This window comes from Hasllibacter sp. MH4015 (assembly GCF_020177575.1).
Lineage (GTDB): Bacteria > Pseudomonadota > Alphaproteobacteria > Rhodobacterales > Rhodobacteraceae > Gymnodinialimonas.
The window spans coordinates 3,578,040-3,602,395 of the sequence record NZ_JAHTBK010000001.1 but is presented as its reverse complement, the minus strand read 5'-3'; the positions used below and the strand labels follow the sequence as shown (position 1 = coordinate 3,602,395).

General features: G+C 64.8%; 29 protein-coding genes. 10 read left to right on the top strand and 19 right to left on the bottom strand.

What is annotated here, in order from left to right:
* Positions 1-12: 12 nt before the first annotated feature.
* A complete protein-coding gene (locus KUW62_RS18360; RefSeq protein ID WP_224816906.1) occupies positions 13-747 on the top strand; it encodes an AzlC family ABC transporter permease in 735 nt (244 codons plus the stop codon).
* Positions 744-1,073 (top strand): AzlD domain-containing protein, encoded by a 330-nt coding sequence (locus KUW62_RS18355; protein ID WP_224816905.1) that lies wholly within the window; start codon positions 744-746, stop codon positions 1,071-1,073. The genes KUW62_RS18360 and KUW62_RS18355 overlap by 4 nt, the downstream gene beginning before the upstream one ends.
* On the opposite strand, the gene KUW62_RS18350 is transcribed toward KUW62_RS18355, so the two are convergent.
* A complete protein-coding gene (locus tag KUW62_RS18350; protein WP_224816904.1) occupies positions 1,070-1,513 on the bottom strand; it encodes an Lrp/AsnC family transcriptional regulator in 444 nt (147 codons plus the stop codon). The genes KUW62_RS18355 and KUW62_RS18350 overlap by 4 nt on opposite strands.
* A 163-nt stretch (positions 1,514-1,676) precedes the next feature.
* Between KUW62_RS18350 and ald the strand changes: the two genes are divergently transcribed.
* Positions 1,677-2,795 (top strand): alanine dehydrogenase, encoded by a 1,119-nt coding sequence (gene ald / locus KUW62_RS18345; RefSeq protein WP_224816903.1) that lies wholly within the window; start codon positions 1,677-1,679, stop codon positions 2,793-2,795.
* Positions 2,796-2,829: 34 nt separating this feature from the next.
* Here ald and KUW62_RS18340 read toward each other — a convergent pair whose 3' ends face one another.
* Entirely contained in the window at positions 2,830-3,315 is a 486-nt protein-coding gene (locus KUW62_RS18340) for a RidA family protein (protein WP_224816902.1), read from the bottom strand.
* A 108-nt stretch (positions 3,316-3,423) separates the two neighbouring features.
* Positions 3,424-3,852: a large conductance mechanosensitive channel protein MscL gene (mscL, locus tag KUW62_RS18335; protein WP_224816901.1), complete on the bottom strand. Its 429-nt coding sequence runs from the start codon at positions 3,850-3,852 to the stop codon at positions 3,424-3,426.
* A gap of 160 nt (positions 3,853-4,012) precedes the next feature.
* On the opposite strand from mscL, the gene KUW62_RS18330 reads away from it, so the two are divergent.
* Positions 4,013-4,714, top strand: coding sequence for a glutathione S-transferase family protein (locus KUW62_RS18330; protein ID WP_224816900.1), 702 nt, complete (start codon positions 4,013-4,015; stop codon positions 4,712-4,714).
* A 94-nt stretch (positions 4,715-4,808) separates the two neighbouring features.
* Here KUW62_RS18330 and KUW62_RS18325 read toward each other — a convergent pair whose 3' ends face one another.
* The 4 genes from KUW62_RS18325 to pheS all read right to left on the bottom strand — a co-directional run bounded on the left by KUW62_RS18325 (position 4,809) and on the right by pheS (position 9,367).
* Positions 4,809-5,258 (bottom strand): YtoQ family protein, encoded by a 450-nt coding sequence (locus KUW62_RS18325; protein WP_224816899.1) that lies wholly within the window; start codon positions 5,256-5,258, stop codon positions 4,809-4,811.
* A 126-nt stretch (positions 5,259-5,384) separates the two neighbouring features.
* On the bottom strand, positions 5,385-7,793 hold the full coding sequence (gene pheT, locus KUW62_RS18320) for a phenylalanine--tRNA ligase subunit beta (protein ID WP_224816898.1): 2,409 nt from the start codon (positions 7,791-7,793) through the stop codon (positions 5,385-5,387).
* Complete coding sequence (locus KUW62_RS18315; protein ID WP_224816897.1) at positions 7,790-8,290, bottom strand: hypothetical protein; 501 nt, start codon at positions 8,288-8,290, stop codon at positions 7,790-7,792. Before KUW62_RS18315 ends, pheT begins: the two co-directional genes overlap by 4 nt.
* 3 nt (positions 8,291-8,293) lie before the next feature.
* The gene (pheS, locus tag KUW62_RS18310; RefSeq protein ID WP_370632913.1) at positions 8,294-9,367 is read right to left on the bottom strand and encodes a phenylalanine--tRNA ligase subunit alpha; all 1,074 of its coding nucleotides are present in this window, start codon (positions 9,365-9,367) and stop codon (positions 8,294-8,296) included.
* A 652-nt stretch (positions 9,368-10,019) separates the two neighbouring features.
* Between pheS and KUW62_RS18305 the strand changes: the two genes are divergently transcribed.
* Both KUW62_RS18305 and KUW62_RS18300 read left to right on the top strand, forming a co-directional pair.
* A complete protein-coding gene (locus KUW62_RS18305; protein WP_224816896.1) occupies positions 10,020-10,748 on the top strand; it encodes an OmpA family protein in 729 nt (242 codons plus the stop codon).
* A 15-nt stretch (positions 10,749-10,763) separates the two neighbouring features.
* Entirely contained in the window at positions 10,764-11,222 is a 459-nt protein-coding gene (locus KUW62_RS18300; RefSeq protein ID WP_224816895.1) for a hypothetical protein, read from the top strand.
* A 138-nt stretch (positions 11,223-11,360) separates the two neighbouring features.
* Here KUW62_RS18300 and rplT read toward each other — a convergent pair whose 3' ends face one another.
* A complete protein-coding gene (rplT, locus tag KUW62_RS18295; protein ID WP_224816894.1) occupies positions 11,361-11,720 on the bottom strand; it encodes a 50S ribosomal protein L20 in 360 nt (119 codons plus the stop codon).
* A 12-nt stretch (positions 11,721-11,732) separates the two neighbouring features.
* Entirely contained in the window at positions 11,733-11,933 is a 201-nt protein-coding gene (gene rpmI, locus KUW62_RS18290; protein WP_224816893.1) for a 50S ribosomal protein L35, read from the bottom strand.
* Positions 11,934-12,101: 168 nt separating this feature from the next.
* On the opposite strand from rpmI, the gene KUW62_RS18285 reads away from it, so the two are divergent.
* Positions 12,102-12,704, top strand: a complete 603-nt coding sequence (locus KUW62_RS18285; RefSeq protein WP_224816892.1) for an exopolysaccharide biosynthesis protein — start codon at positions 12,102-12,104, stop codon at positions 12,702-12,704.
* Positions 12,705-12,717: 13 nt separating this feature from the next.
* Here KUW62_RS18285 and KUW62_RS18280 read toward each other — a convergent pair whose 3' ends face one another.
* Together KUW62_RS18280 and pyk are read right to left on the bottom strand one after the other, a co-directional pair.
* Positions 12,718-12,948, bottom strand: a complete 231-nt coding sequence (locus tag KUW62_RS18280; protein WP_224816891.1) for a hypothetical protein — start codon at positions 12,946-12,948, stop codon at positions 12,718-12,720.
* A complete protein-coding gene (gene pyk, locus KUW62_RS18275) occupies positions 12,949-14,397 on the bottom strand; it encodes a pyruvate kinase (protein ID WP_224816890.1) in 1,449 nt (482 codons plus the stop codon). It lies immediately after the preceding gene.
* Positions 14,398-14,550: 153 nt separating this feature from the next.
* Here pyk and KUW62_RS18270 point away from each other — a divergent pair, with 153 nt between their 5' ends.
* Both KUW62_RS18270 and KUW62_RS18265 read left to right on the top strand, forming a co-directional pair.
* A complete protein-coding gene (locus tag KUW62_RS18270; RefSeq protein WP_224816889.1) occupies positions 14,551-15,300 on the top strand; it encodes an N-formylglutamate amidohydrolase in 750 nt (249 codons plus the stop codon).
* Positions 15,301-15,325: 25 nt separating this feature from the next.
* Positions 15,326-15,622, top strand: a complete 297-nt coding sequence (locus tag KUW62_RS18265; protein ID WP_224816888.1) for a DUF1244 domain-containing protein — start codon at positions 15,326-15,328, stop codon at positions 15,620-15,622.
* A gap of 202 nt (positions 15,623-15,824) precedes the next feature.
* On the opposite strand, the gene yaaA is transcribed toward KUW62_RS18265, so the two are convergent.
* From yaaA to KUW62_RS18240, 5 genes are all read right to left on the bottom strand, one after another.
* Positions 15,825-16,601 carry a peroxide stress protein YaaA gene (gene yaaA, locus KUW62_RS18260; RefSeq protein ID WP_224816887.1) on the bottom strand — a complete coding sequence of 259 codons (777 nt, stop codon included), beginning with the start codon at positions 16,599-16,601 and terminating at the stop codon, positions 15,825-15,827.
* A gap of 43 nt (positions 16,602-16,644) precedes the next feature.
* The gene (gene recQ, locus KUW62_RS18255) at positions 16,645-18,705 is read right to left on the bottom strand and encodes a DNA helicase RecQ (RefSeq protein WP_224816886.1); all 2,061 of its coding nucleotides are present in this window, start codon (positions 18,703-18,705) and stop codon (positions 16,645-16,647) included.
* A 103-nt stretch (positions 18,706-18,808) separates the two neighbouring features.
* Positions 18,809-19,468 (bottom strand): HAD family phosphatase, encoded by a 660-nt coding sequence (locus tag KUW62_RS18250; protein WP_224816885.1) that lies wholly within the window; start codon positions 19,466-19,468, stop codon positions 18,809-18,811.
* Complete coding sequence (rsmD, locus tag KUW62_RS18245; protein WP_224816884.1) at positions 19,465-20,022, bottom strand: 16S rRNA (guanine(966)-N(2))-methyltransferase RsmD; 558 nt, start codon at positions 20,020-20,022, stop codon at positions 19,465-19,467. Before rsmD ends, KUW62_RS18250 begins: the two co-directional genes overlap by 4 nt.
* A gap of 38 nt (positions 20,023-20,060) precedes the next feature.
* On the bottom strand, positions 20,061-21,269 hold the full coding sequence (locus tag KUW62_RS18240) for an NAD(P)/FAD-dependent oxidoreductase (protein ID WP_224816883.1): 1,209 nt from the start codon (positions 21,267-21,269) through the stop codon (positions 20,061-20,063).
* Between the two features lie 80 nt (positions 21,270-21,349).
* Between KUW62_RS18240 and KUW62_RS18235 the strand changes: the two genes are divergently transcribed.
* The gene (locus KUW62_RS18235; protein ID WP_224816882.1) at positions 21,350-21,838 is read left to right on the top strand and encodes a peroxiredoxin; all 489 of its coding nucleotides are present in this window, start codon (positions 21,350-21,352) and stop codon (positions 21,836-21,838) included.
* A 45-nt stretch (positions 21,839-21,883) separates the two neighbouring features.
* Here KUW62_RS18235 and KUW62_RS18230 read toward each other — a convergent pair whose 3' ends face one another.
* Genes KUW62_RS18230 through KUW62_RS18220 form a run of 3 tightly spaced genes read right to left on the bottom strand, consistent with a single transcriptional unit; the run spans position 21,884 to position 24,275 of the window.
* Positions 21,884-22,777: a mechanosensitive ion channel family protein gene (locus KUW62_RS18230; RefSeq protein WP_224816881.1), complete on the bottom strand. Its 894-nt coding sequence runs from the start codon at positions 22,775-22,777 to the stop codon at positions 21,884-21,886.
* A 20-nt stretch (positions 22,778-22,797) separates the two neighbouring features.
* Positions 22,798-23,094 (bottom strand): 4a-hydroxytetrahydrobiopterin dehydratase, encoded by a 297-nt coding sequence (locus KUW62_RS18225; RefSeq protein ID WP_224816880.1) that lies wholly within the window; start codon positions 23,092-23,094, stop codon positions 22,798-22,800.
* Positions 23,094-24,275, bottom strand: a complete 1,182-nt coding sequence (locus KUW62_RS18220) for a GNAT family N-acetyltransferase (RefSeq protein WP_224816879.1) — start codon at positions 24,273-24,275, stop codon at positions 23,094-23,096. Before KUW62_RS18220 ends, KUW62_RS18225 begins: the two co-directional genes overlap by 1 nt.
* Positions 24,276-24,356: the final 81 nt, after the last annotated feature.

The window sequence follows — 24,356 nt, the reverse complement described above, 5'->3', positions numbered from 1 at the left end:
TAGCGAACCTCCATGCAACGTGCCACGACTTCCCGCAACGCCTTCTGGCGTGGAGCCCGCGATTGTGGGCCGTTCGTGCTGGTCGCCGGGCCGTTCGGGATGCTGTTCGGTGTCATCGGGACGGAAGCCGGCCTTAACATCGCGCAGGTCATGGGGTTCTCCGTCGTGGTGATCGCGGGCGCGGCGCAATTGGCCGCGCTTCAATTGATGATCGACCAGGCCCCGACCGTGATCGTCCTTCTGTCGGCCATCGCGGTGAACCTGCGCATGGCGATGTATTCCGCGTCCCTTGCGCCCTATCTGGGCAAGGCCCCTTTGTGGCAGCGCGCCTTGGTCGGCTACATGAATGTCGATCAAACCTATGCCGTGTCGATCCTGAAATACGAAGCCGAGCCGTCGATGAACGTAGCGGAGCGCATGGCCTATTTCTTCGGCACGTGCCTTCCGGTTGTTCCTGTGTGGTATGCGGCAACCTTGGCGGGCGCGGTGCTGGGGCAGTCCGTTCCGGGAGACCTGGGCCTGGAATTCGCGGTGCCGATCGCGTTTCTGGCGATCGTGGCCCCCGCCCTGCGCACGCTGGCCCATGTGGCAGCCGCCGGGGCGTCCATCGTGCTTGCGATCCTGTTTGCCGGTCTACCCTACAACCTTGGCCTCATGCCCGCGGGCATCGGCGCGATGATCGTGGGCGCGGAAGTCGAGCGGCGCATGGGCGCGGCCTTCCCGCCGCCGCCGGGGGGCAGGCCGTGACCGGGTGGACGACAGCAGAGATCTGGTTCGTCATCGTGGCCCTTGGTGTCGCGACGTATCTTGTCCGGTTTTCCTTCCTCGGGCTGATCGGGGACCGGCAATTGCCCGATTGGCTGATGCGGCACCTGCGCTATACGCCCGTGGCCATCCTGCCCGCGCTTGTGACACCCGCCATCGTCTGGCCGGAAGCGACCGGCGGGCAGGTGAGCGCGGTGCATCTTCTGGCCGCGGTCACGGCCCTTGGGGTGGGATATTGGCGCAAGAACGCGGTGGTCGCCGCCGTGGCGGGCATGGCCGCGTATCTGGTGCTGCGCGCTATGGTCTAGAGCGGCAGGGCCGTTGTCTTGTGAACCGTCTTCAGGGCGAAGCTCGATTCCATCTGCGCCACGCCGGGCAGGCGTGACAGGTGCTGCCGGTGGATGCGGGCGAAATCCTCCGAATCGCGGGCCACGACCTTCAGAAGGTAATCCGCCGTCCCCGCCATGAGGTGACATTCCAAAACGTCCGGGACGCGGGTCACGGCCTTCTCGAACGCATCGAGGATTTCGTTGGATTGGCCCTGCAACTTGATCTCCACGAACACGGTGGTCACACGGCCCACCGCACGCGGGTTGATGAGGGCCACGTAATCGCGGATCACGCCCGACGCCTCCAACCGCTGCACGCGGCGGTGGCAGGCCGAGGGGGACAGGTTCACATGGTCCGACAATTCCGCATGGGTCATCCGCCCGCGCCGCTGCAACGCACGCAGAATCGCAAGGTCCATGTCGTCGAGTAGCGCATCACGGTCAATTTCTTGCACTCTACACTCCATACACACAAATTTCGTGCGTCAAGCTGCGTGATTGCGGGCAAATTATCAAAGTATTTCCAGCCAAGCGGGCGTATTCCCCGTGGGAGGGAGACATTCTGCATCAGGGAGGATCACCATGCACATCGGATGCCCAACAGAGATCAAGCCGCAGGAATTTCGCGTCGGCCTGACGCCGGCCGCCGCGCGCGAAGCCGTGGCCCATGGCCACCGGGTGACGATGCAGGCCGGTGCGGGCCTCGGGGCAGGCTTCACGGACGACGATTACCGCGCCGTGGGGGCCGGGATCGCCGATACGGCGGAGGCGGTCTTTGCCGAGGCGGAGATGATCGTGAAGGTCAAGGAACCCCAGGCGGCGGAGCGCAAGCAGCTGCGCGCGGGGCAGATCCTGTTCACGTATCTCCACCTTGCCCCCGATCCGGAGCAGACCCGCGATCTGCTGGAGAGCGGCGTGACCGCAATCGCCTATGAAACGGTGACCGATCGCAATGGCGGCCTGCCCCTGCTGGCCCCGATGTCCGAGGTTGCGGGGCGTCTTGCGCCGCAGGTCGGATCGTGGGCCCTGCAGAAGGCCAATGGCGGGCGCGGCGTGCTGATGGGCGGCGTGCCCGGCGTGGGCCCGGCAGAGGTCGTGGTGATCGGCGGCGGCGTGGTCGGCACGCAGGCCGCCCGCGTGGCCGCCGGTATGGGCGCGGATGTGACGATCCTTGATCGCTCCCTGCCGCGCCTGCGCTACCTCGACGACGCTTATCGCGGTGCGTTCAAGACCCGCTACGCCAGCGCCGATGCCACGGCACAGCTTATCACGAGCGCCGACATGGTGATCGGGGCCGTATTGATCCCCGGCGCCGCTGCCCCGAAGCTGGTGACGAAGGATCAACTGTCTACGATGAAGACCGGCGCGGTGATCGTTGACGTGGCCATTGACCAGGGCGGGTGTTTCGAGACGTCGAAGGCCACCACCCACCAGGACCCGATCTATGAGGTCGACGGGATCGTGCATTACTGCGTTGCGAACATGCCCGGCGCCGTCGCCCGGACGTCGACCCTCGCGCTCGGCAATGCCACGATGCCATTCATGCTGGCCCTGGCCGACAAGGGGTGGAGGCAGGCCTGCGCCGACGATCCGCACCTGTTGGAGGGTTTGAACACCCATGAAGGCAAGCTGACGAACTACGCGGTCGGCAAGGCGCTGGGGATCGACGTCCTGTCCCCGGGCCTGGCCGTCAAGGCCTGAGCGAGGGCACCCTCAGGCACGGCAGATGGGGCGGTCAGGGGGCGATCAGCACCTCCCCCTCGATCTCCATCGCGAAGCCCATGGGCAAGGCCGCCACCCCGATTGCGGATCGGGCGTGGCGGCCGATATCCGGGCCGAACACCTCCACGATCAGGTCGCTGAACCCGTTCACGACGAGGTGCTGCTCCGTATAGCCGGGGGCGGATGTGACCATTCCGAAGACCCTGACCCAGCCGATGATCCGGTTCAGGTCGCCGATTTCCGCCTTCAGGTTTGCCAGAACCGACAGGGCCACGCCGCGCGCTGCGTCATAGCCATCCTCGGTCGACAAATCCTGCCCCAGGGTCCCGAACGGCCCCTCGATCGCGCCGTCGAGACCGTGCTTCGGATGCCCCGAGAACACAGCACGATCCCCCCGGACATTCACGAAGGAAAACGGCAGGTGCAGGCCGCTTGGGATGGTCAGAGATGGCGGCAGGGTCAGGCCGAGGGCCGTGATCCTTGCTTCGGGTGTCGGCATGATTTGTCCTCCGGATCGGGTCGTCCGCACGTTCCACCCGGATCATACAGCAAACGGCCCGCTTCGGGATTCCGAAACGGGCCGTGATCGGCAATGCTCTGCCGTGGATCAGCCGCGTGCCTTCAGGCCGTCGCGGATCTCGATCAGGATGTCCAGCTCGCTCGGGCCGGACTCCACTTCGGGGGCGACCTCTTCGGGCTTCTCCGCCGCCGCCTTCACCCGGTTGACCATCTTGACCAGCATGAACACCACGAAGGCGATGATGAGGAAGTTGATGATCGCCATGATGAAATTGCCGATGGCAAAGATCGGAATCCCCGCCTCCGCACAGGCATCGACCGAGGCGCATTCGCCGTCGCCCAGGATGTAGAACCAGCCCGAGAAGTCGATCCCGCCGGTAAACAGCGCGATGATCGGGTTGATGAGATCGCCCACAAGCGAGGTGACGATGGCCGTGAAGGCCGCGCCGATGATGATGCCGACGGCCATGTCCATGACATTGCCCTTGGCGATGAAGTCCTTGAATTCTTGAATCATGAGGTTTGTCCACCCAGTCCTGTTCGTTGTTCAGGGGTGCTGTCCATAGGTGCGCACGCGCACAGCCCCCCCCTATCGCAACTGTAAGAAGCCAGCCCTATTTACCCAAGGCAAGGGGACATAACTGCGCCCCGCTACATTTCTGAACCGAGGGATCACCATGACCGCCATCACCGACCATCCGATCAACAGCCGCTGGCCCGCCGAGGACCCGACCAAGATCCAGCTCTACTCCTTCCCGACGCCCAACGGCGTGAAGGCATCCATCGCGCTGGAGGAACTTGGCCTGCCCTACGAGGCGCATCGCGTGACCCTGTCGGATGCCGACGTGAAAAGCGACGAATTCCTCAGCCTCAATCCCAACAACAAGATCCCCGCCATCATCGACCCTGATGGACCGGGCGGCGCGCCGATCGAATTGTGGGAATCCGGTGCGATCCTGATCTACCTGGCTGAGAAGACCGGCAAGCTGATCGGCCGGAACGAGGCCGAGAAATACCAGGTCATCAAATGGGTGATGTTCCAGATGGGCGGGCTTGGGCCGATGTTCGGGCAGCTTGGCTTTTTCTCCAAGTTCGCCGGGGCGGAGATCGACGACCCGCGCCCCAAACAGCGTTACGTCGATGAGGCCAAACGCCTTCTTGGCGTTCTGGACAAGGCGCTGGACGGCCAGGAGTGGATCGCGGGCGACTATTCCATCGCCGACATCGCCATCGCGCCGTGGCTTGCGGCCCTTGATTTCTACGAGGTGAAGGACATCGTCGGCTGGAACGACCTGAAGAACGTGCCGGGCTACCTGGACCGGTTCCTGGAGCGGGAGGCGGTGAAGGTCGGGCGGCAAACCCCGCCGCGCGAGGGCTGAGGCCCGCGGGCGCGTTGCCCCGCCGCCCGGAATGTCGCAGAGCGCGTCGGTCCCTCCGGCGCGCTCTCAATTTTTGCCCTGGGCTTCTGCGGCGTCAGCCCGGCAGGCCGCCGGTCAGCACGTAGCGCAAGATCTGCACCACCTGCTCCGGCTCCTCCGCCACGGCGAGGGATGCGGCGTGGACCTCTTTCAAGGCATGTTGATGGTCCGGCATCGACAGGACGATCAGCGGCTTGCCGAGCGCGCTGGCAAAGCCCGCGTCGAATGCCGCATTCCATTGCTTGTATTTTTCCCCGAACCGCACGACGACGACATCGGCATTCTCGATCCCGTGGCGGGTGCGGATTGCGTTGACCTTCGCGCCCTTGTGGTCGTGCCAGAACTTGTCGGGCTCTTCCCCCAGGATCGCGACACCGCAATCGTCACTTGCTGCGTGATCCGTCACCGGGGCGGAGAACGTCACGTCGAGGTCGGTCGACCCGTCGATGATCCGCTCCCTCCAATCGGTGTGGATTTCGCCCGATAGATAGACCTTGAGCGACATGTTCGCCTCCTTCTCCTTGCCTTAGAAACGGCGCCCGACACCGGTAGATGGATCGAAACTAGCCCATTCCGCCGCAAGGGCCAGCCGGGCCATCGGCGATCCCACGGGCCGGGCGTAAACCCCGCCTCAGCCGCGCAGCGTGCCGCCCGTGGCCTTCGTGACCTTCTCGACGATCCTGGCGGCAACCGCTTCGATCTCGTCCTCGGTCAATGTCTTGTCGCGCGGTTGCATCCGGACCGTGATGGCGAGCGATTTCTTATTATCGCCAAGCGTTCCGCCGATGAACTCATCAAACACGCGCACCTCTTCGATCAGCGCCTTGTCAGCGCCCGCAGCGGCGTTCACGAGGTCAAGTGCCGCAACATCCGCCGCCACGACAAAGGCGAAATCCCGTTCTACCGATTGCAGGTCCGACATGGTCACGGCCCCCCGGCTGGCCGACTTGCTGCGCGGCAAGGGCACCTCCTCGGGGAAGATCGTGAAGGCCATGGCCGGGCCTTTGACATCCATCGCCGACAAGATTTTCGGGTGCACCTCGCCAAAGATGCCAAGCACCTTTTTCGGGCCGAGGCAGATCATCCCGTGACGACCGGGATGCCACCATTCCCGCGCCCCGCGCAGGATCTGGGCCTTGGAAGGTGCGCCGATGGCGGCCAACACGGCCTCCGCATCGGCCTTCACGTCGAACACGTCCACGGCGCGCCGCGCGCCATGGGGGTCACGCGGGCCGGTATGGCCGATCAGGAGGCCCGAGGCGACCAGGTGCTGTTCACCCGGCTCTCCGCCATGGAACGCCGCGCCCACCTCGAACAGGGCCATGTCCATCATCCCCCGCGCCTGGTTGCGCGAGGCCGCCTGCAAGAGGCCGGGCAGAAGTGCCGGGCGCATGTGGGACATTTCGGAGGAAATCGGGTTGTCCAGCATCACGGCGTCCGAGCCGCCGCCGAACAATTCCGCCGCCGCCTTGTCGATGAACGAATAGGTCACGCATTCGTTGTAGCCGAGCGCCGCACTGGTCCGCCGCGCCGCGCGTTCGCGCAATTGCATCGGTGTCAGCACCGGGGCGGGCACGCCTGCCTTGGCGCGTGGCAGGGGTTGCGGCTCCAGGTTCGACAGGGAGGTGACGCGGGCCACTTCCTCCACCAAATCGGCCTCTCCCTGCACGTCGCGGCGCCAGCTTGGCACCCAGACCTCGATGTCATCCCCGGAGCCCGACGCGCTGAATCCAAGGGCGGTCAGGATGCGGATCTGCTCTTCTCGCGCCACGTCCATGCCGACGAGCGATTTCGCGCGGCCCGGCCGCAGGGTGTAGCTGCGCGCGGTGGCGGGTGCGGACCCGGCCTCCACCACCTCTGACGCCTCCCCCCCGCACAGATCGAGGATCATCTGCGTCGCGGCCTCCAGACCGGGCCTTGTGTATTCCGGGTCCACGCCGCGTTCGAAGCGGTATCGCGCGTCGGAATTGATCTTCAGCGCGCGGCCCGTATAGGCGACGCGAACCGGGTCCCACCACGCGGATTCCAGGAAGACATTCACTGTCTTCTCGGTGCAGCCGCTTTCCGCGCCGCCCATCACGCCAGCGATGCTTTCAACGCCCTTGTCGTCGGAAATCGCGATCTGGCCGGGCTGGAGCGTGTAGTCCTTTTCATCCAGCGCAGTGATCCGCTCCCCCCCATCGGCGCGGTGGACGCGCAGGTCGCCCGAGACCTTGTCGGCGTCAAAGACGTGAAGGGGGCGGTTCTGGTCGAAGGTGAAATAGTTGGTGATGTCCACCAGAGCAGAGATCGGGCGCAACCCGATGGCGCGCAGGCGGTCTTGCAACCATTGCGGGGAGGGGCCGTTCTTCACGCCGCGGATCAGACGCCCGGTGAAATGGGGGGCGTCGTCGAGCGTGTCGGCGTCAATCGTGACGTTGATCGGGCTTTGATAGGTGCCGGGGACGGGCTGCGGATCATGGGGCTTCAGGGTGCCAAGGCCGCGCGCGGCGAGGTCCCGCGCGATACCATGAACCCCCAGCGCGTCCTGCCGGTTGGGCGTGATCGCGATTTCGATCACCGGATCGACCTTGGCGGGATCATGCGCGGCCAGCCAATCCACGAACTTCTCGCCAACCCGCGCGTCCTCCAACTCGATGATGCCGTTATGCTCGTCGGACAGCAAAAGCTCCTTTTCGGAGGCCATCATGCCGAAACTCTCCACACCGCGGATCTTGCCGACGCCGATGGTGATGTCGAGGCCGGGGATATAGTCACCCGGTTTCGCCAGCACCACGTTGATCCCCGCCCGCGCATTGGGCGCACCGCAGATGATCTGCTGCACGCCGTCGTCGGTCTCGACCTGACAGATCCGCAGCCGGTCGGCCTCCGGATGCTTCTCGGCGGATTGGATGTGGGCGATGGTGAAGTCTTTCAGACGCTCGGCGCGATCCTCCACCTCCTCCACCTCAAGCCCGAGGTCGGTGAGAGCGTCGGTGATGGCTTGGACCGAGGCGTCCGTGTCGAGGTGATCCTTTAGCCAGGAGAGGGTGAATTTCATGGAATACGTACCCCAATAGAGATTTCGAAACCAGATATCATCGCAGCGATCATCTGTTTGGTAATTTTGCTATCGCCAAAAGTATCCAGCCTCATCTCATAGACTGCCTTTTCCAATGCGAGTTCTATCTTAGACGGGTGATTCTCGTCAGATTTAGAAAAGGCTGAGACTCCACCCTCAAGCCGGGCGATAACAGCGTCGTCGACAGCGTCCTCTAACGACCCGCAGCCTTCAACAACATTGTCTGGAGCGCAAACAAGCAGCTCACCTAACAGCGCGGAGAATGCTGCATGTTCTCGGCCGATTTTCTCATCGTCCTCGTACACCAAGACGCGTGGCAACTCACGCACAGCCACCACTAACTTTCGGTAGAGCTCACGCCTCTCTTGCCGAATCTGGTTCTTTCTATCCGTGGCTTTTTGAATCTGGTAAATTATTGCTCCGCCTACTAAGCCGACAAGTGTGACGAGTACCGGAATCCAATTTGCGATGGCCACCCCTCAAACCCCCGCATGCACGCTAGGCATCTCCAGCGTACCAAATCCGTAGTGGCGCAGCCACCGCAGGTCACTCGCGAAGAAGTCGCGCAGATCCGGGATGCCGTATTTCAGCATCGCGATCCGGTCGATGCCCATGCCGAAGGCGAAGCCCTGGTATTCGGTCGGGTCGATCCCGCCGGCCTCCAGCACCTTGGGGTGCACCATGCCTGAGCCCAGGATCTCCAGCCAATCGTCGCCCTCACCCACCTTCACCGTGCCGCCTTCGAACGAGCACTGGATGTCGACCTCCGCGCCCGGTTCCACGAAGGGGAAGTGGGACGCGCGGAAGCGGGTTTTGACGGTCGTGCCGAAGAAGGCGGAGTAAAACTCCTCCAGCACCCATTTCAGGTTCGCCATGGAGATGTCGCGGTCGAGCACCAGCCCCTCCACCTGGTGGAACATCGGCGTGTGGGTCTGGTCGTAATCGGCGCGATACACACGGCCCGGCGCGATGATGCGGCAGGGCGCGCCGTGTTTCTCCATATGGCGGATCTGCACGGGGCTCGTGTGGGTGCGCAGGACGTGGGGCGGGCGGTTATCGCCCTCGGCCCTATGGGTGTAGAACGTGTCCATCTCGGCCCGCGCGGGGTGGTGGCCGGGGATGTTCAGCGCGTCGAAATTGTAGAAATCCGTCTCGATCTGCGGGCCTTCCGCGACGGAGAAGCCCATATCCGCGAAGATCGCCGTGACCTCTTCCATGACCTGGCTGACCGGGTGGATCGTGCCCTGGCGGCGATGGCGGGCGGGAAGCGTGACGTCCAGCCATTCGGCCTTCAGCCGCTCATCAAGCGCCGCGTCGGCAAGCCCCGCCTTCTTGGCGGTCAGGGCGGCGTTGACCTCATCCTTCAGGGCGTTGAGCGCGGGGCCGGCCACCTGCCGTTCCTCCGGCGTCATCTTCCCAAGCTCGCGCATCTTCAGGCTGATCTCGCCCTTCTTGCCGAGGGCGGCCACGCGAAACTCCTCCAGCGTGCCTTCGTCCGAGGCACCGCCGATGCGGTCCAGCCAGCTTTTCCTGAGCTCGTCCAAGCCGTCCATACTCTCGCGCTCCACCGTAGAAATCCGGCCTTTGCCCTATGAGACGAACGCGCGGATTGCAAGCCAGCGCCGGGCCGCCCGCCCCATTGTTGCCACATTTGAAACGGCGCGCACGCGCGGCGCAGATTGCCCGTTTCTCAGCCCGAATTTCCCTGCAATCCTTGAGGTTTGCGTCTTCGTGACGCGCGCCCCGCTTGCGGCAAATGGGCATTCCTGCAACAGCCAAGGGCAGGCAATTGTGGCACATCTGTCCAATTCGTTGACTGAGATTCCGCAACAAGGCAGATTCATCGCAAGCCGGATAAAAACAAAACACCGGCATCGGGCAGGTACACGTGAGTATGTTGTTAGCACACCGGTCGAAGACCTTTCTTCGGCATTTGGTCCCCCAATCCGGGATCGCGGGACCCGGCGCTTGTTCAGCGTCGGCGATGGCGCGCGCTCTGTCGCGGGCGTCGGTCGACCCATTCGCTCAGCCCAAACGTGTAACTGTAGAGTACCCTGATGGCGCCGGTCCCTTCGCCGCCATCGTCTACAGAACGGAGTTGGTTTGATGGCGGTCTTCAGGAAACGCGCACGCAAAGACGCGGAATCGCAGGCGGCTGGTCGGTCCTTGGCACATGCATCGCGCCGGGCGGATCATTATCGGAAATTGGTCGCGACACCGTCGGTGCTTGCGGCGGCGGGGTTGTTCACCCTGTCGGGCATCGCGGGCGGCTTCCTCGCCACCGGCCAGACGCAGGTGCGCCAGGCCACGCCCACAATGTCGGAGGTTGCCGTGCTTCCCCAGGCGCCCGCCGCCATGGTGCAGCCGGTCGTGGCCCCCGTTGCCGAGCCGGATCTGGAGGAGCTGTTGCCCCCCGTCCTGGAAGCCGCGCTTGAATTGCCCGACGGCGATCCGGTCCCGGCGGAGGATGAGGAACTGGTCTTCACCTCGCTGTCGATCGACGCCGCCACGGGCCGCGAGGAGCGGCGCAACCCGCGCCCCGCGCTGACCGAGGAGCAGGCGGAGCTGTGCCGTTCCAACCTGCAAGCGGCGGCGGAGCGTCTGTCGGTCCGCTTCTCCCACGGATCGCGCGATGCCGCGCCCGAGGATATGGACGCCGCCTTCTCCTTCGCGGAGGGCGTGGCCGTCTGTGGCGATGTGCGGGTCCTTGTGCGCGGCCATGCCGACAGCACCGGGGACGAGACCCAGAACCTTTTGCTGTCGTGGGAACGTGCGGAAGCCGTGATCGAAGCGATCGCCGCCGCAGGCCACGACACCAGCATCTACGAACCGGTGGGCTTCGGCTCCCGTCAATTGTTGCTCGATGAAGCGACCCAGGAAGCCGAAGCCTTGAACCGCCGCGTCGAATTCGCGGTTGTCGAGCGGCGCCAGTAAGCGAAGGACGATTTCATGCCCCTGTTGATGAACCTTTTTCTGGTCGTCCTGCTGATCGGATGCGCCGGTCTTGGCGGCTACCTTCTGGCGCGTGCGCATTTCACCGCCACCATCGCCAACCGCGTTCTCGCCTACCAATCCCGCCTGGCGCGTGCGCAGCGGGACGGCAAGCAGGCGCACAAGGATGTGGCCCGCCTGACGGAGGAGCTGGCCGTGGCGCACGATGACCTCGCCCGGTCCCGCGACCGCGTGAACCGCTACGAGACGGCGTTGTTCGAAGGTTACCCGGCAAGCGAGGTGGATCTGTCCGCCGCGGCCCAGGGTCTTGCGGACCAACCGCTTCAGGACCAGGCGAATGCCTACCTGCAACGGGTCGGGGCCGTGGACGATTTCGGCGCGGTGATCGAGCCCGACCTCGGCACCACGCCGCGACCGACCCTTCGGGCGGAACCGGACACACGCTCCATCGCCTGAGCGCCCCTGCAACGGAATTGACGAAGGCCCCGCGCTGCATGGCGACGGGGCCTTTTTCGTATCGGGCGCAAAAGGAAAACCCGCAAGGCCAGGCAGGCACTTGCGGGTTTCAAACTTCAAATGGCGTTGGCCGAAGGCTCAGAGAGCGGCCTTGGCCTGATCCACGATGGCGCCGAACGCATCGGGCTCGTGCACGGCCAGATCGGCGAGGACCTTGCGATCCACCTCGATCCCGGCTTTCGCCAGACCGTTGATGAAGCGCGAATAGGTCAGCGCCTCATCATGGGCGCGGACGGCGGCGTTGATCCGCTGAATCCACAGCGCGCGGAACTGACGCTTGCGGGCCTTGCGGTCGCGCGTGGCGTATTGGTTAGCCTTGTCGACAGCCTGCGTCGCCGTGCGGAAATTCCGCGAGCGCGAGCCGTAATAGCCTTTGGCCGCATCAAGAACTTTCTTGTGGCGACGGTGAGTGACGGTTCCACCTTTGGTACGGGACATATCCGGGCCTCCTTAGCGGTCGTAGGGCATGTAGGATTTGACGATCTTCGCATCGGGGGCAGACAATTCCTGCGTCCCGCGTGCGTTGCGGAGGAACTTGTTCGACCGCTTGATCATCCCGTGCCGTTTCCCGGCCTGACCTGCCAGCACCTTGCCGGTGCCCGTCACTTTGAAGCGCTTCTTGGCGCTCGACTTCGTCTTCATCTTCGGCATTTCCAACTCCTTGATCTTCGAGTGGTTCAGGCGCGCAGCGGCATGCCGTTTTAGGCCGGACGCACCGTTAGAGAGGTGCCGCATAAAGCCAATTGTCCCAACTGGCAAGGGGCAAGCGTCGCATCGGACCACTTGATGAACCGCGCCGCACCGCATAGGTGCCGGTGGATGAGTGAACTGCACCCTTCCCGGGACGAAACGCCGCCCGCCTCCCTGCCAGAGATCATCGACCGGGTGCTGGACGCTGCCCGAGACGAGGTGACGGATATCCGCACCATCTTGCAATCCTTCGGGCGGGCCAGTTTCACGCCGGTTCTGCTTCTGCCGGCCATCGCGGTGGCCACGCCGCTCAGCGGGATACCGCTATTTTCGTCGGTGATGGGGATTTTCATCGCGCTCGTGTCTGCCCAGATGCTGGCGCGGCGGCGGCACCTGTGGTTGCCGGACTGGATTCTCGCCCGCCAGATCACCGGAAAGCGCCTCAAGGCCGCCTTCACTCGCCTGCGCCCGATCGCGGTGTGGATCGACGCGCGCACGGCGCAGCGATTTCGCATCGTGTCGCACCGACCGTTGATCTTCATACCGCAACTGGTGTGCCTGGTGTCCGGCCTGATGATGCCCGCGCTGGAATTCGTGCCGTTTTCATCCTCGGTCGTCGGCATCGGCGTGGCGATCCTGGCCCTTGGGATGCTGTCCCGGGACGGCGTGGTGATCGTCCTGGGCCTCGTGCCCTATGCCGGGGTGGCCTGGCTGATCTACCGGGTGCTGTAACGCGCTGGTCCGCTCAGTTCAGGATACGCGCCGCGACCGTGATAAACGCATTGGGAATGTCGAGGGGCACGATGCCGTCGGTCAGTTCCACATGCACATAGGCAAAAAGGCCCGCCGCGATCAGGAACGAGATCAGCGCCAAGATCGGCCAGCGCCGCACCGTCCATCCCGCCACGATGGAAGAGAACGAGAAGATTCCGACAATCGTGGCGATCACCAGAAGGATATCCGGCGTGACCTCCACCTATTCCAGCTCGGACGCGTAGATCAGTCTTTCGTCACAAGGCGCGATCCGCAGGATGTTGGTGGAGCCCGATTGCCCGAACGGCACGCCCGCCGTCACGACGATCAGGTCGGTCGTATCGGCCAGCTTCTCTTCCGTGGCGGCGCGGACCGCGTTCACGACCGCCTCCTTGAAGCGCCCGACCGCCCCGACCTTCACGCAATGGCAGCCCCAGGTCAGGCATAGACGCCGCGCCGTGGCCTGACGGGACGTCAGGGCCAGGATCGGCACATTGGGCCGTTCGCGGGCCGTCAGGGCCGCAGTGCTCCCGCTTTCCGAGAAGCAGCAGATCACCTTGATATTCGTCGTCTCCGCAATCTCGCGCGCGGCGGACACGATGGCATCGGCGACGGTCTCCTTCTCTCCCCCGCGGGAGGCTTCGATGATATTGCGATAGGTGGGGTCGTTTTCCACCTCCACCGCTACGTTGTTCATCGTGGTCACGGCCTCGATCGGGAAATCACCGGCCGCCGATTCCGCGCTGAGCATCACCGCATCCGCGCCCTCGTAGATGGCGGCGGCCACGTCCGAGACCTCGGCCCGGGTCGGCATGGGCGACTCGATCATCGATTCCAGCATCTGGGTCGCCACGATCACCGGTTTGGCCACGTTGCGGCACTTGCGGACCAGGCGTTTCTGGATCGGCGGCACGTTCTGCACCGGCAGTTCCACCCCCAGGTCGCCGCGTGCGACCATGATGCCGTCGGACGCATCCAGGATTTCATCGAAATTCGCCACGGCGGCGGGCTTTTCGATCTTCGACAGAATCGCGGCGCGGCCCTTGGCGAGGTCGCGCGCCTCCTCCACGTCCTCGCGGCGTTGCACGAAGCTGAGCGCGAGCCAGTCGACGCCCAATTCGCACACGAATTCCAGGTCCTTGCGGTCCTTGTCCGACAGGGCGGCCAAGGGCAGCACCACGTCGGGCACGTTCACACCCTTGCGGTTGGAGATGCGGCCCCCCGCCAGAACCTCGCAATTCGCGAAATCCTTGCCGTTGTCGAGCACCTTGACGCGAATCTTGCCGTCATTGACCAGAAGGGTTGCGCCGGGCTCCAACGCCTCGAAAATCTCGGTATGGGGCAATTGCACGCGGGTCTGATCGCCCGGCGCATCGTCCAGATCGAAACGGAATGCGGCGCCCACCTCCAGATCGTACCCCTCGTCATTGTCAAACACGCCGCAGCGCAGTTTTGGCCCCTGAAGGTCGGCGAGGATCGCGATGGGACGACCCAGATCAACCTCGATCTGGCGGATCCAGGCGTGGCGCTGCGCGATCTCGGAATGGTCGCCGTGGGACATGTTCAGGCGGAACACGTCTGCCCCGGCCTCATGCAACGCGCGGATCATGTCGTAGTCGTTTGAGGCCGGCCCGAGGGTGGCCACGATTTTGACGTTGCGATCGCGTTTCATGTGTTCAGGTCCCCTTGTCGCCGGTGTTTGCGCTACCAAAGCGCGCGCCGCCCCCTATTGACCCAAAAAACCGGGCCAAACAACCGGCTACCGCTCTGGCCAACGGGATCAGCGCCATTTACGTCAGGACGGGAAATTGGGGATGCGGACCACATGAGTGTTGAGAACAGCGACGCGGTCGAAGTGATCGGGGCGGACCGCAAGGGGCGCTGGGTGATCACCTGCGATCACGCCTCCAACCGCGTGCCCGGGGACGTGGCGGACGGCGATCTGGGCCTGCCGCCCGCCGACATGGCGCGGCACATCGCCTATGATGTCGGGGCGGCGGGGGTCGCCCGCGCGCTGGCCGATGCCCTGGACGCGCCGGTGGCCCTGTCGCGGTTTTCGCGGCTGGTGATCGACCCGAACCGGGGGGAAGATGATCCGACCCTCCTGATGCAGATCTACGACGGCTCCATCATTCCGGCGAATCGCGGGGCGAGCGCGGCGGAGATCGAGCGGCGGTTGAACCGGTTCCACCGGCCCTACCACGCGGCGCTTCGGGGCCTGATCGAGGGGCGGGACGATCCGATCCTCGTGGCGATCCACAGCTTCACGCGGCAATTCAGGGGGCGCGCGCCGAGGCCGTGGGACGTGGCCGTGCTTTATGCCGGGGACACGCGGCTGGCCTATCCGCTTCTGGCGCGGCTGAACGCGGAGCCCGATCTGTGCGTGGGTGACAACGAGCCCTATTCCGGCCACCTGCCCGGGGATGCGATGGACCGGCACGGGGTGCAGCCGGGCCGCCTTCACGTGCTCATCGAGGTCCGCAACGACCTGATCGAGACGGCGGAGGCGCAGGAGGCGTGGGGCAAACGGCTTGCCACGCTTCTTGACGCGGCGCGGGTCCATGCCGACCTGTGACACGAAGCATATGGGGAGAGTGCCGATGGACGAGCCGACGAAGACCGAGTTGGAAGCCGCCGCGTTCCGGCGGTTGCTGGCGCATTTGGATGAACGCCGCGACGTGCAGAATATCGACATGATGAACCTGACCGGGTTCTGTCGGAACTGCCTGAGCCGCTGGTACCAGGAAGAGGCCGCCGCGCGGGGGCTGGAGATGGACAAGGAGGCCGCGCGGGAGGTCGTCTACGGGATGCCGTATTCGGAGTGGAAGGCGAAATACCAGACCGAGGCGAGCGACGACCAGAAGGCTAAGTTCGAGGCATCGAAGCCGGAGCACTGAGGCCCCCCCTCGTCGAGCCTTGCGGCTCTCCTCGCAGGGTTGCACGCGTGCAACCGGGGGTTATCCCTCTGATTTCACGGTACAATCGTGATTGCGTTTACCATTTCTTAATCCGCATGGGGGCGCTGCCCCCGCCTGCGGCCCTTAAGGACCGCAAGCTCCCCCCGGCATATTTTTGGCACATGGAAGACAGGGCGTGGTGTCAGGCGGCGGCGGAGGCGGCCTCGGCACGGAGGAAGGCGGGTTTGCCCGGCGCGCTGAGGTCGGGGACGTGGGTGTAGCCGCCGATGTCGAAATCGAGGATCTGATCGGGTGTCGTCAGTCGGCGTTCGAGGATGAAGCGGGCCATCGCGCCGCGCGCTTTCTTGGCGAAGAAGCTGACGATCTTGGGGCCGCCCGGCTTGTCCTCGAAAAATTGCGGGGTGACGATGTCGAGGGTGAGGGCGCGTTCGTCGACGGCGCTGAAATATTCGACGGAGGCGCAGTTCACGAGCGTGTCGGTTCCGATTGCGCGCGCGTGTTCGGACAGCGCCTCGGCCAAGCGCGGGCCCCAATAGGCATACAGCGATGGACCTTTGCGGGTTTTCAGACGGCTTCCCATTTCCAGCCGGTAGGGCCGGATCGCGTCGAGCGGGCGCAGGAGGCCGTAGAGCCCGGACAGGATGCGCAGGTGATCCTGGGCATAATCCATCGTGTCGGCATCCAGCGACGCGGCCTCCAACCCCATATAGGTGTCGCCCGCGAAGGCCAGGGCGGCGGGGCGCTCGCCCTCGGGCGCGTCCTCGAACACCTTGAACCGGTCGGCATTGAGCTTGGCCAGGTCCGCGCTGATATCCATCAGCTTGCGCAGGTCCTTCTGGCTGAGCTGCTTGGCCGCCCGCGCCAGCGTCACGGCATCGTCTTGGAACGCGGGCATCGTCGTCTGCACGTCGCGCGCCGTCCAGTCGAGGCGCTTGGCGGGGGAAATCACGGTCAGCATGGCGGGTCCTCCTGTTCGGGCAGATGTAAGGGGCGGCGCGCGCTTATCCAGCCTCACGCAGCACATCGAGGAACGCTTCGCCGAAGCGGTCCACCTGCCGGTCGCCCATCCCGTTGATCCGCGCCATGTCATCGAGGGAGCCGGGCTTGCGTTCCGCGATCTTGCGCAGGGTGGAATGGGTGACGGAGAGGTATTTGCCCGCCCCGTCATCGCCGCGCATCAACTCCTGCTGCACTTCCATCAGCCGGTCGAAGACATCCCCCGCCTCCCGTCCCGCAAGGGCGCGGCGCGCGGGGTGGAGGGGGTCGGGCGCATCGCCGGTGATGACCTGCAAAAAGGCCGCGCCGTAGCGTTCCAGTTTCGTCGCGCCGACGCCGGAGATCCGCGCCATCGCGTCCAGCGTATCGGGGCGCTTTTCCGCCATCTCGATCAGGGTCTTGTCGGTGAAGATGACATAGGCCGGCACGCGCGCCTCTTCCGCCAGCGCCCGGCGCTTGGCCTTGAGCGCGGACATCAGCGGCGCGTCTTCTTCGGAGACGAGCATCTTCACGGCGGGGCGGCGGGGGGCCTTGGTGATCGTGTCGCGGCGGAGCGTGATCGACGCCTCACCGCGCAGGATCGGGCGCGCGACGTCGGTCATGCGGAAGGCCCCGTGGCGTTCGGCGTCGGGGCGGATCAGGTCGCGGCCCATCATCTGGCGGAACACGGCCTGCCAGCCGCGTTTGTCGAACTCGGTTCCGATCCCGTAGACCGTCAGGCGATCGTGGCCGCGCTGGCGAATCTTGTCATTCTCCGCGCCCAGGAGCACGTCGATCAAATGGCCCGCGCCGAAATATTCACCGGTGCGCAACATGGCGGAGAGTGCCTTTTGCACGGCGACGGAGGCGTCGAAGAGTTCGGGCGGTTTCTCACACAGGTCGCAATTGCCGCAATCACCGGCATCGTCGCCGAAATAGCCCAGCAGCACTTCGCGGCGGCATCCCTGCGCCTCCGCCAACCCGAGAAGCGCGTTGAGCCGCCCGTGATCGGCCGACTTGCGGTCCGGCGGCGCGAGGCCTTCGTCGATCTGTTGGCGGCGGAAACGGATATCGTCGGGGCCGTAAAGCGTCAGCGTGTCGGCGGGAGCGCCATCGCGGCCCGCGCGGCCGATTTCCTGGTAATAGCCCTCGATCGACTTGGGCAGATCGGCATGGGCGACCCAGCGGATGTCGGGCTTGTCCACGCCCATCCCGAAGGCGATCGTGGCGCAGACGATGAGGCCGTCTTCGGTGTTGAAGCGTCCTTCGACAATGCGCCGATCCTCGGCCTCCATCCCGCCGTGGTAGTGGCAGGCGCTGTGTCCGGCCGCTCGCAGCGCCTGCGCCAGCGTTTCGGTCTTGGCCCGCGTGCCGCAATAGACGATGCCGGATTGCCCTTTGCGCGCGGCGGCGAAGCTGAGGATCTGCTGGCGCGGCTGGTTCTTGACCTCGAAGGCGAGCGAGAGGTTCGGGCGGTCGAAGCCGTGCAGGAACGTCTCCGGCGGGTCGCCATCGAACAGGCGATTGCAGATCTCGGCCCGTGTTTCGGCATCGGCGGTCGCGGTGAAGGCGGCCAGCGGTACGCCCAATGCACGGCGCAGGGCACCGATGCGCAGGTAATCGGGGCGGAAATCGTGGCCCCACTGGCTGACGCAATGGGCTTCATCCACGGCGATCAGGCTGACGCCCGCGCGGGACAGCATCCGTTCGGTGCCGGAGGAAGCGAGGCGTTCGGGCGCGATGTAGAGAAGTTTCAGCGTGCCCTCCTCAAGGCCGGTCCAGACGGCATCGGTTTCCTCTTGCGTGTTGCCGGAGGTCAGCGCGCCCGCCTCCACCCCCGCTTCGCGCAGGCCGCGGACCTGGTCGCGCATCAGCGCGATGAGCGGAGAGATCACGACGGTGACGCCGTCGCGCAGAAGCGCGGGCAACTGGAAGCACAGGGATTTGCCGCCGCCGGTCGGCATGATCGCGAGCACGTTCTTGCCCGAGGCCACAGCCTCCACAATCTCCGCCTGGCCGGGGCGGAAGGCATCGAAGCCGAAGGTGGATTTCAGCAACGCGGATGTGTCGGGGTGTTCGACCAACATCGTTCGGGGCAGCCTGTCGGATTTTATTCAAGTGCTCGTTATTGGGTGAACGTCCCATATTGAGATTCGGTAAACAAGACCCACAAGATGCGGTTTCTGTGGATTAGTTTGGCACACCAATCAGATGAGGAAGCTGCGTCATGTCGTGGAAGACCTGCGCGCCGTGTCGGGCCAGATCCGCCCCAGCGCCATGGGCCGCAAAGCCGAAGCAGGCCATGCCCGCGCGCTCTGCCCCCAATGCGCCCGACGGGCTGTCCTCGATCACCACGGCGCGGTGCGGGGGCACGCCCATGTGCCGCGCGGCGATAAGGAACAGGTCCGGGTCCGGCTTGGAGGTGCCGAGCGCGTGTGCGGAGAAGCGTTTGCCCGCCATCCGGGCGGCCATGCCGGTTGCGCCAAGGGTGATGTCCATCTTCTCGTCGGAGCCGTTGGACGCGACGCAGTAGGGAATGCCGGCGCGGTCCAATGCATCGAGGACGGCGGTGACGCCGGGGATCGGATCCACGCCCGTGCGCAGGCGGGCGTAGGTTTCGGCGTAGAGCGTCTCGATCCAGTCCGCATCGGTGCCGGGCAGGGGTGCGCCCATCGCGCGGGCCCCGGCGGCGACCTGGGCCATGGACTTGCCGACGAACATGTCCATCACTTCGGCGAGGGACAGGTGAATGCCCATATCCGCCAGTGTATCGACCGTGACCTGGTTCGATACCGGCTCCGAATCCACAAGCACGCCGTCGCAATCGAAGATGACGAGGGCGGGTGTCATGGATGCCTCAGGATCGTCAGGGTGGTCTGGCCATAGCTGCGCTGGTCGAGCACCTGGAACGGGGCGGGGACAATGGGGGCATGGGCTTCTTCCCACGCGACAGTAGCGCCCGGCGCGATCCAGCCGTTGTCCGACAATACGGTTAGGGCGCTCTCGCCAAGGCTCTTTCCATAGGGCGGGTCGAGGAAGATGAGGTCGCAGGCGTCGCGCGCCGGGCCGATCTGGTGCACATCCTTGCGGAAGACCTTGGTGAGACCCTGCGCCGCGCAAAGCGCTATGTTTTCCCGCAGGAGCGTGCGCGCGGCCCGCCCGTTATCCACGAAGGTCGCCTGCACCGCGCCGCGGCTGAGCGCCTCCAACCCCAGCGCGCCGGTGCCCGCGAAGACGTCCAGCACGCGCGTGCCCGTCACCAGGTCGCCGGCGCGGCCGTTGGTCAGAAGGTTGAAAAGGTTCTCCCGGACGCGGTCGGTCGTGGGGCGAAGATGCGCCTTGGCATCCCCGTCGCCCACATCCGCGAGCTTCTTGCCGCGCCAGCGTCCGCCGACGATCCTCATGGCCTGGGCCTCATGCTCGGAGCCTCATGCACGGGGCCTCATGCCTTCAGCAGCGCCTTGAGATCGCTTTCGGGGTCGGCCACAACCTCCGCCGACGGGGATTTCCCTGCCTCGATCAGGCGCTTGCCGATCATGTAGCCACGCGGATCGTTCATCGCGTCGACGGCCAGAAGCCGATCGCCCTCGTAATACCAATGGGACCGGGCGGCACCGCCATCGCGCACGGCCACGCGGTCATAGCCCATGTTCAGACCCGCGATCTGCAATTTGACATCGTACTGGTCCGACCAGAACCACGGCTTCGGCAGATAGTCCTGATCCGCGCCGAGGATGTTCTTGGCCACCGCTTCCGCCTGATCAATCGCGTTCTGGACCGATTCCAGCCGGATACGGACACCCCCGAACGGAAGCGAGGCGCAATCGCCCGCCGCCCAGATCGACGGATCGGACGTGCGCCCATGGGCATCCGTGGCGATCCCGTTGTCGAGTGTCACACCGGCCATCTTGGCCAGTGCATCGTTGGTAAGGATGCCGATGCCCGCGATCACCATGTCGTAGGGATGCTCTTCCCCGTTCGACAGGATCGCGCCGACCACGCGATTGTCCACGCCGTTCAGGCAGGTCAGGCCGATCCCTTCGAGGATCTTGACTCCGTGGCCTTCGTGCAGGGCGCGGAAATAATCCGCCGTCTCAGGCGCCGCGACCCGACCGAGGATGCGCGGGGCGGCTTCGATCAGGGTCACGTCCATGCCGCGCTTGCGGGCGACGGCGGCGGCCTCCAACCCGATATAGCCGCCACCGACGATCAGGGCCCGGCGATCCGCCGTCACCTCGGGCGCCATCGCATCCACGTCCGCCAGCGTGCGCACCACGTGAACACCGGCCAGATCACCGCCGATATTGGCAGGCAGACGGCGCGGGGTGGATCCTGTGGCCAGCACCAGCGCGTCGTATTCAAGCATCTCCCCCCCGACGCTGACGGTTTTGGCCGCTGCATCCACGGCATCGACTTTCGCGCCCATGCGTAGGTCGATCCCGTTCTCGCCGTACCACGCCTCCGGCCGCAGAAAGAGGCGTTCCAACTCCATTTCGCCAAGCAGGTACGCCTTGGAAAGCGGTGGCCGCTGGTAAGGTGGAACCGGCTCCTCCCCGATCAGGGTGATCGCGCCCTCGAACCCCTCCGCCCGCAATTTCGCCACGCACGACGCCCCCGCCTGCCCGGCGCCGACAACGATGATCTTGTCCATGATGGTCTTCCCGCTTGGCCTTCGTCCCGCGGACCCTATATGCGGGGCAAGCCAAACAACAAGCGTCAGGAGACACTCAGATGGCCATTTCCGCAGGCGACACATTGCCCAACGCAACCCTCCTTCGGATCGGCGCCGACGGGCCCGAGCAGGTGGAGATGGACAGCCTGACCAAGGGCCGCAAGGTCGCGATCTTCGGCCTTCCCGGTGCCTATACCGGCACCTGTACATCGGCCCATATGCCCAGTTTCGTGCGCAATATGGACGGGTTTGCCGAGAAGGGCGTGGACGAGGTGATCTGCGTGTCGGTCAACGATCCGTTCGTCATGGATGCGTGGGGTGACAGTACCGGCGGCAAGGCGGCGGGCATTACGCTTCTGGGCGATGCATCGGCGGAGTTCACCAAGGCGATCGGCATGAACTGGACGGCGGAACCGGTGGGGTTCTACGACCGGTCGCGCCGCTACGCGATGTATGCCGAGGACGGCGTGGTGAAGGTGATGAACCTGGAGGAAGGCCCCGGCGTCTGCGACGTGTCCGCGGGTGAGACCCTGCTCGAAGCGATCTGAGTCGGGCGGTGAAAGGCCCTTGCGGGGGCCTTCCACGCGACAGATTTATTCCGCCGCGTCCTGCTGCGGATTTGCCGCCAGCCGGATCGGTGCATTGTCGTGGACGACCGTGCGCGTGGGGAACGGAATGTCGATGCCGTTTTCGTCGAACTCCTCTTTCAGCTTGCGTTTGATGTCAGCCTGGTAATCCCAATACTCGCCCTGGCCGACCCAGGCACGGACCAGGAAGTCGACGGAGCTGTCGTTCCAATTGTTGACCTGTACCCACGGCTCCGGCGTCGCATGGGTGCGGTCATCCTCGGCCAGCACGTCGCGGATGATCTTTTCCGCCTGTGCCAGGTTCGCGCCGTAGCCCACGCCGAAGGTCCATTCGGCCCGGCGGGTGGGGTAGCCGGAATAATTCTTGATCTCGCTGCCCCAGACATCGGAATTCGGCACGAAGATCTGCACGTTCCCGATGCTGGCCAGCTCCGTCATGTTGAGCGAGATGTTCCGGACGGTCCCCATCTCTCCGCCCACCTCGACGAAATCACCGATCTTGATGGGCCGGAAGAGGATTAGCATGATCCCGGCGGCCACGTTCGAGAGCGTGCCTTGCAGAGCAAGGCCGATGGCCACGCCCGCCGCCCCCAGCGCCGCGATGATGGAGGTCGTCTGCACCCCGAACGTGTTGAGCACGAATAACAGCGCGAAGGCGAGGATCGTGTAGCGCGCGATATTGCCCAGGAACACGAAGAGCGTGTCATCGAGATGCGCGTGCCGTTCCCCCAGAAGCCGCAGGCGCCGCTTGACCCAGCCCGAGATGGCGACGGCGATCAGAAGGATCAGGATCGCGAGGACCACGTCGCCCAGAAGGCTTGCCAGGAATTCGACCGTGAAGATGTCGCCGATGGTCGTGCCCGCAGCGATTTCGGTATTCAGGATACTCTCGAGATTCATCGTCGTTCCCCCGGTCCGGATCAGCCGGCCAGCGCGTCCATGCGGGACGCCAGTGTCACGTCCAGCTCGGACAACCCGTCCACGTCATGGGTGGTCAGCGTCACGTCCACGTTCTTGTAGACGTTGGACCATTCCGGGTGGTGGTCCATCTTCTCGGCGATAATGGCCACCTGGGTCATCCAGCCGAAGGCTTGCGTGAAATCCTTGAAGGTGAAGCGCTTCTCGATCGCGTCGCGCCCGTCCGTCTGGGTCCATCCGGCCTCGGCCAGCTTTGACAGGGCGTCGTCGCGTGCCGCGCCGCTCAGTTTCTGTGCCATTATTCCTGTTCCTCCACATGGGCGCGTTTGAACGGCCCGTATTTCGTCAGCACTTCGATCTCTTCATCGACCGCGTCGCGCTCGGCCATCAGGTAGCGTCCGATCGCCTCGGCGAAACCCGGGTCCCGCACCCAGTGGAGCGAATGGGTCGCCACCGGCATGTAACCGCGCGCCAGCTTGTGGGTTCCCTGCGCGCCCGCTTCCACCCGGTCAAGGCCGTTGGCAATCGCGTAGTCGATGGCCTGGTAATAGCAAAGCTCGAAATGCAGGCAGGGGTGATCCTCAACACAGCCCCAATAGCGCCCGAAGAGCGTCTCGCGCCCGATGAAGTTGAGCGCGCCGGCCACGGGCCGTCCGTCGCGCAGCGCCAGGCACAGGAGCATGTCATCGGCCATGGTCCGGTGGGCGATGTCGAAGAAGTCGCGCGTCAGGTAGGGCGTGCCCCATTTCCGCGCACCGGTATCTTGATAGAAGCGCCAGAAGGCGTCCCAATGCTCGGGCCGCAGGTCATCGCCGGTCAGGGAGACGATCTCGCCGCCGAAATCCTGTGCGCGCGCACGTTCCTTGCGGATGTTCTTGCGCTTGCGGCTGGACAGCGTGGTGAGAAAGGCGTCGAAATCGGCGTAGCCGTGGTTCATCCAGTGGAACTGCTGCGACCAACGGCGCATCAATCCGATCTGCTCACCGGCCAGTGCCTCATCCTCCGTACAGAAGGTAACATGCAGCGACGACACATCATTGTCCGCCGCCAGTTGCACGGCGCCCTGCACCAGCGCGGACATCCCCGTCGTCTCGAACCCCGGACGGGTCAGGAACCGCCGCCCCGTGGCGGGCGTGAAGGGTGCCGCGATCTGCAGCTTCGGGTAATATTCGCCGCCCGCATTCTCGTAGGCGTGGGCCCAATTGTGATCGAAAATGTATTCGCCCTGGGAATGGCCCTTGGCATACATCGGCGCGCAGGCGATCACCTGATCGTCCAGCCGCGCCACGAGATAGCGCGGTTGCCAACCCGTCCCCGGCCCGACCGATCCCGATTGCTCCAAAGCGTCAAGGAAACGATAGGTCGTGAACGGGTCCATGGGCCGCCCGTCTTCGGGGCAGGCGCAGGCATCCCAATCGCGCGCATCGACCTGCGACAGGCTCGACAGCACATCTATGCTGATCTGGGTTTCGCCATCCACGACGGGGCTGCTCCTGCTGCGGTGATGTGTCAGTAGATGGGGTGCGTGCCGCCGGGGTCAATCCGGGCGACGCCGCGCCAG

Excerpts from the sequence above, each read along its gene's own strand:
- pheS (WP_370632913.1), bottom strand. The coding sequence starts at position 9,367 with ATGGACGGCTTGGACGAGCTCAGGAAAAGCTGGCTGGACCGCATCGGC.
- KUW62_RS18235 (WP_224816882.1), top strand. The coding sequence starts at position 21,350 with ATGGCCATTTCCGCAGGCGACACATTGCCCAACGCAACCCTCCTTCGG.
- KUW62_RS18225 (WP_224816880.1), bottom strand. The coding sequence starts at position 23,094 with ATGGCACAGAAACTGAGCGGCGCGGCACGCGACGACGCCCTGTCAAAG.
- KUW62_RS18340 (WP_224816902.1), bottom strand. The coding sequence starts at position 3,315 with ATGCCGACACCCGAAGCAAGGATCACGGCCCTCGGCCTGACCCTGCCG.
- ald (WP_224816903.1), top strand. The coding sequence starts at position 1,677 with ATGCACATCGGATGCCCAACAGAGATCAAGCCGCAGGAATTTCGCGTC.
- yaaA (WP_224816887.1), bottom strand. The coding sequence starts at position 16,601 with ATGCTGACCGTGATTTCCCCCGCCAAGCGCCTCGACTGGACGGCGCGC.
- KUW62_RS18230 (WP_224816881.1), bottom strand. The coding sequence starts at position 22,777 with ATGAATCTCGAGAGTATCCTGAATACCGAAATCGCTGCGGGCACGACC.
- mscL (WP_224816901.1), bottom strand. The coding sequence starts at position 3,852 with ATGATTCAAGAATTCAAGGACTTCATCGCCAAGGGCAATGTCATGGAC.
- rplT (WP_224816894.1), bottom strand. The coding sequence starts at position 11,720 with ATGTCCCGTACCAAAGGTGGAACCGTCACTCACCGTCGCCACAAGAAA.
- KUW62_RS18285 (WP_224816892.1), top strand. The coding sequence starts at position 12,102 with ATGAGTGAACTGCACCCTTCCCGGGACGAAACGCCGCCCGCCTCCCTG.
- rsmD (WP_224816884.1), bottom strand. The coding sequence starts at position 20,022 with ATGAGGATCGTCGGCGGACGCTGGCGCGGCAAGAAGCTCGCGGATGTG.
- KUW62_RS18270 (WP_224816889.1), top strand. The coding sequence starts at position 14,551 with ATGAGTGTTGAGAACAGCGACGCGGTCGAAGTGATCGGGGCGGACCGC.
- rpmI (WP_224816893.1), bottom strand. The coding sequence starts at position 11,933 with ATGCCGAAGATGAAGACGAAGTCGAGCGCCAAGAAGCGCTTCAAAGTG.
- KUW62_RS18360 (WP_224816906.1), top strand. The coding sequence starts at position 13 with ATGCAACGTGCCACGACTTCCCGCAACGCCTTCTGGCGTGGAGCCCGC.
- recQ (WP_224816886.1), bottom strand. The coding sequence starts at position 18,705 with ATGTTGGTCGAACACCCCGACACATCCGCGTTGCTGAAATCCACCTTC.
- KUW62_RS18330 (WP_224816900.1), top strand. The coding sequence starts at position 4,013 with ATGACCGCCATCACCGACCATCCGATCAACAGCCGCTGGCCCGCCGAG.
- pyk (WP_224816890.1), bottom strand. The coding sequence starts at position 14,397 with ATGAAACGCGATCGCAACGTCAAAATCGTGGCCACCCTCGGGCCGGCC.
- KUW62_RS18240 (WP_224816883.1), bottom strand. The coding sequence starts at position 21,269 with ATGGACAAGATCATCGTTGTCGGCGCCGGGCAGGCGGGGGCGTCGTGC.
- pheT (WP_224816898.1), bottom strand. The coding sequence starts at position 7,793 with ATGAAATTCACCCTCTCCTGGCTAAAGGATCACCTCGACACGGACGCC.
- KUW62_RS18300 (WP_224816895.1), top strand. The coding sequence starts at position 10,764 with ATGCCCCTGTTGATGAACCTTTTTCTGGTCGTCCTGCTGATCGGATGC.
- KUW62_RS18250 (WP_224816885.1), bottom strand. The coding sequence starts at position 19,468 with ATGACACCCGCCCTCGTCATCTTCGATTGCGACGGCGTGCTTGTGGAT.
- KUW62_RS18265 (WP_224816888.1), top strand. The coding sequence starts at position 15,326 with ATGGACGAGCCGACGAAGACCGAGTTGGAAGCCGCCGCGTTCCGGCGG.
- KUW62_RS18325 (WP_224816899.1), bottom strand. The coding sequence starts at position 5,258 with ATGTCGCTCAAGGTCTATCTATCGGGCGAAATCCACACCGATTGGAGG.
- KUW62_RS18350 (WP_224816904.1), bottom strand. The coding sequence starts at position 1,513 with ATGGACCTTGCGATTCTGCGTGCGTTGCAGCGGCGCGGGCGGATGACC.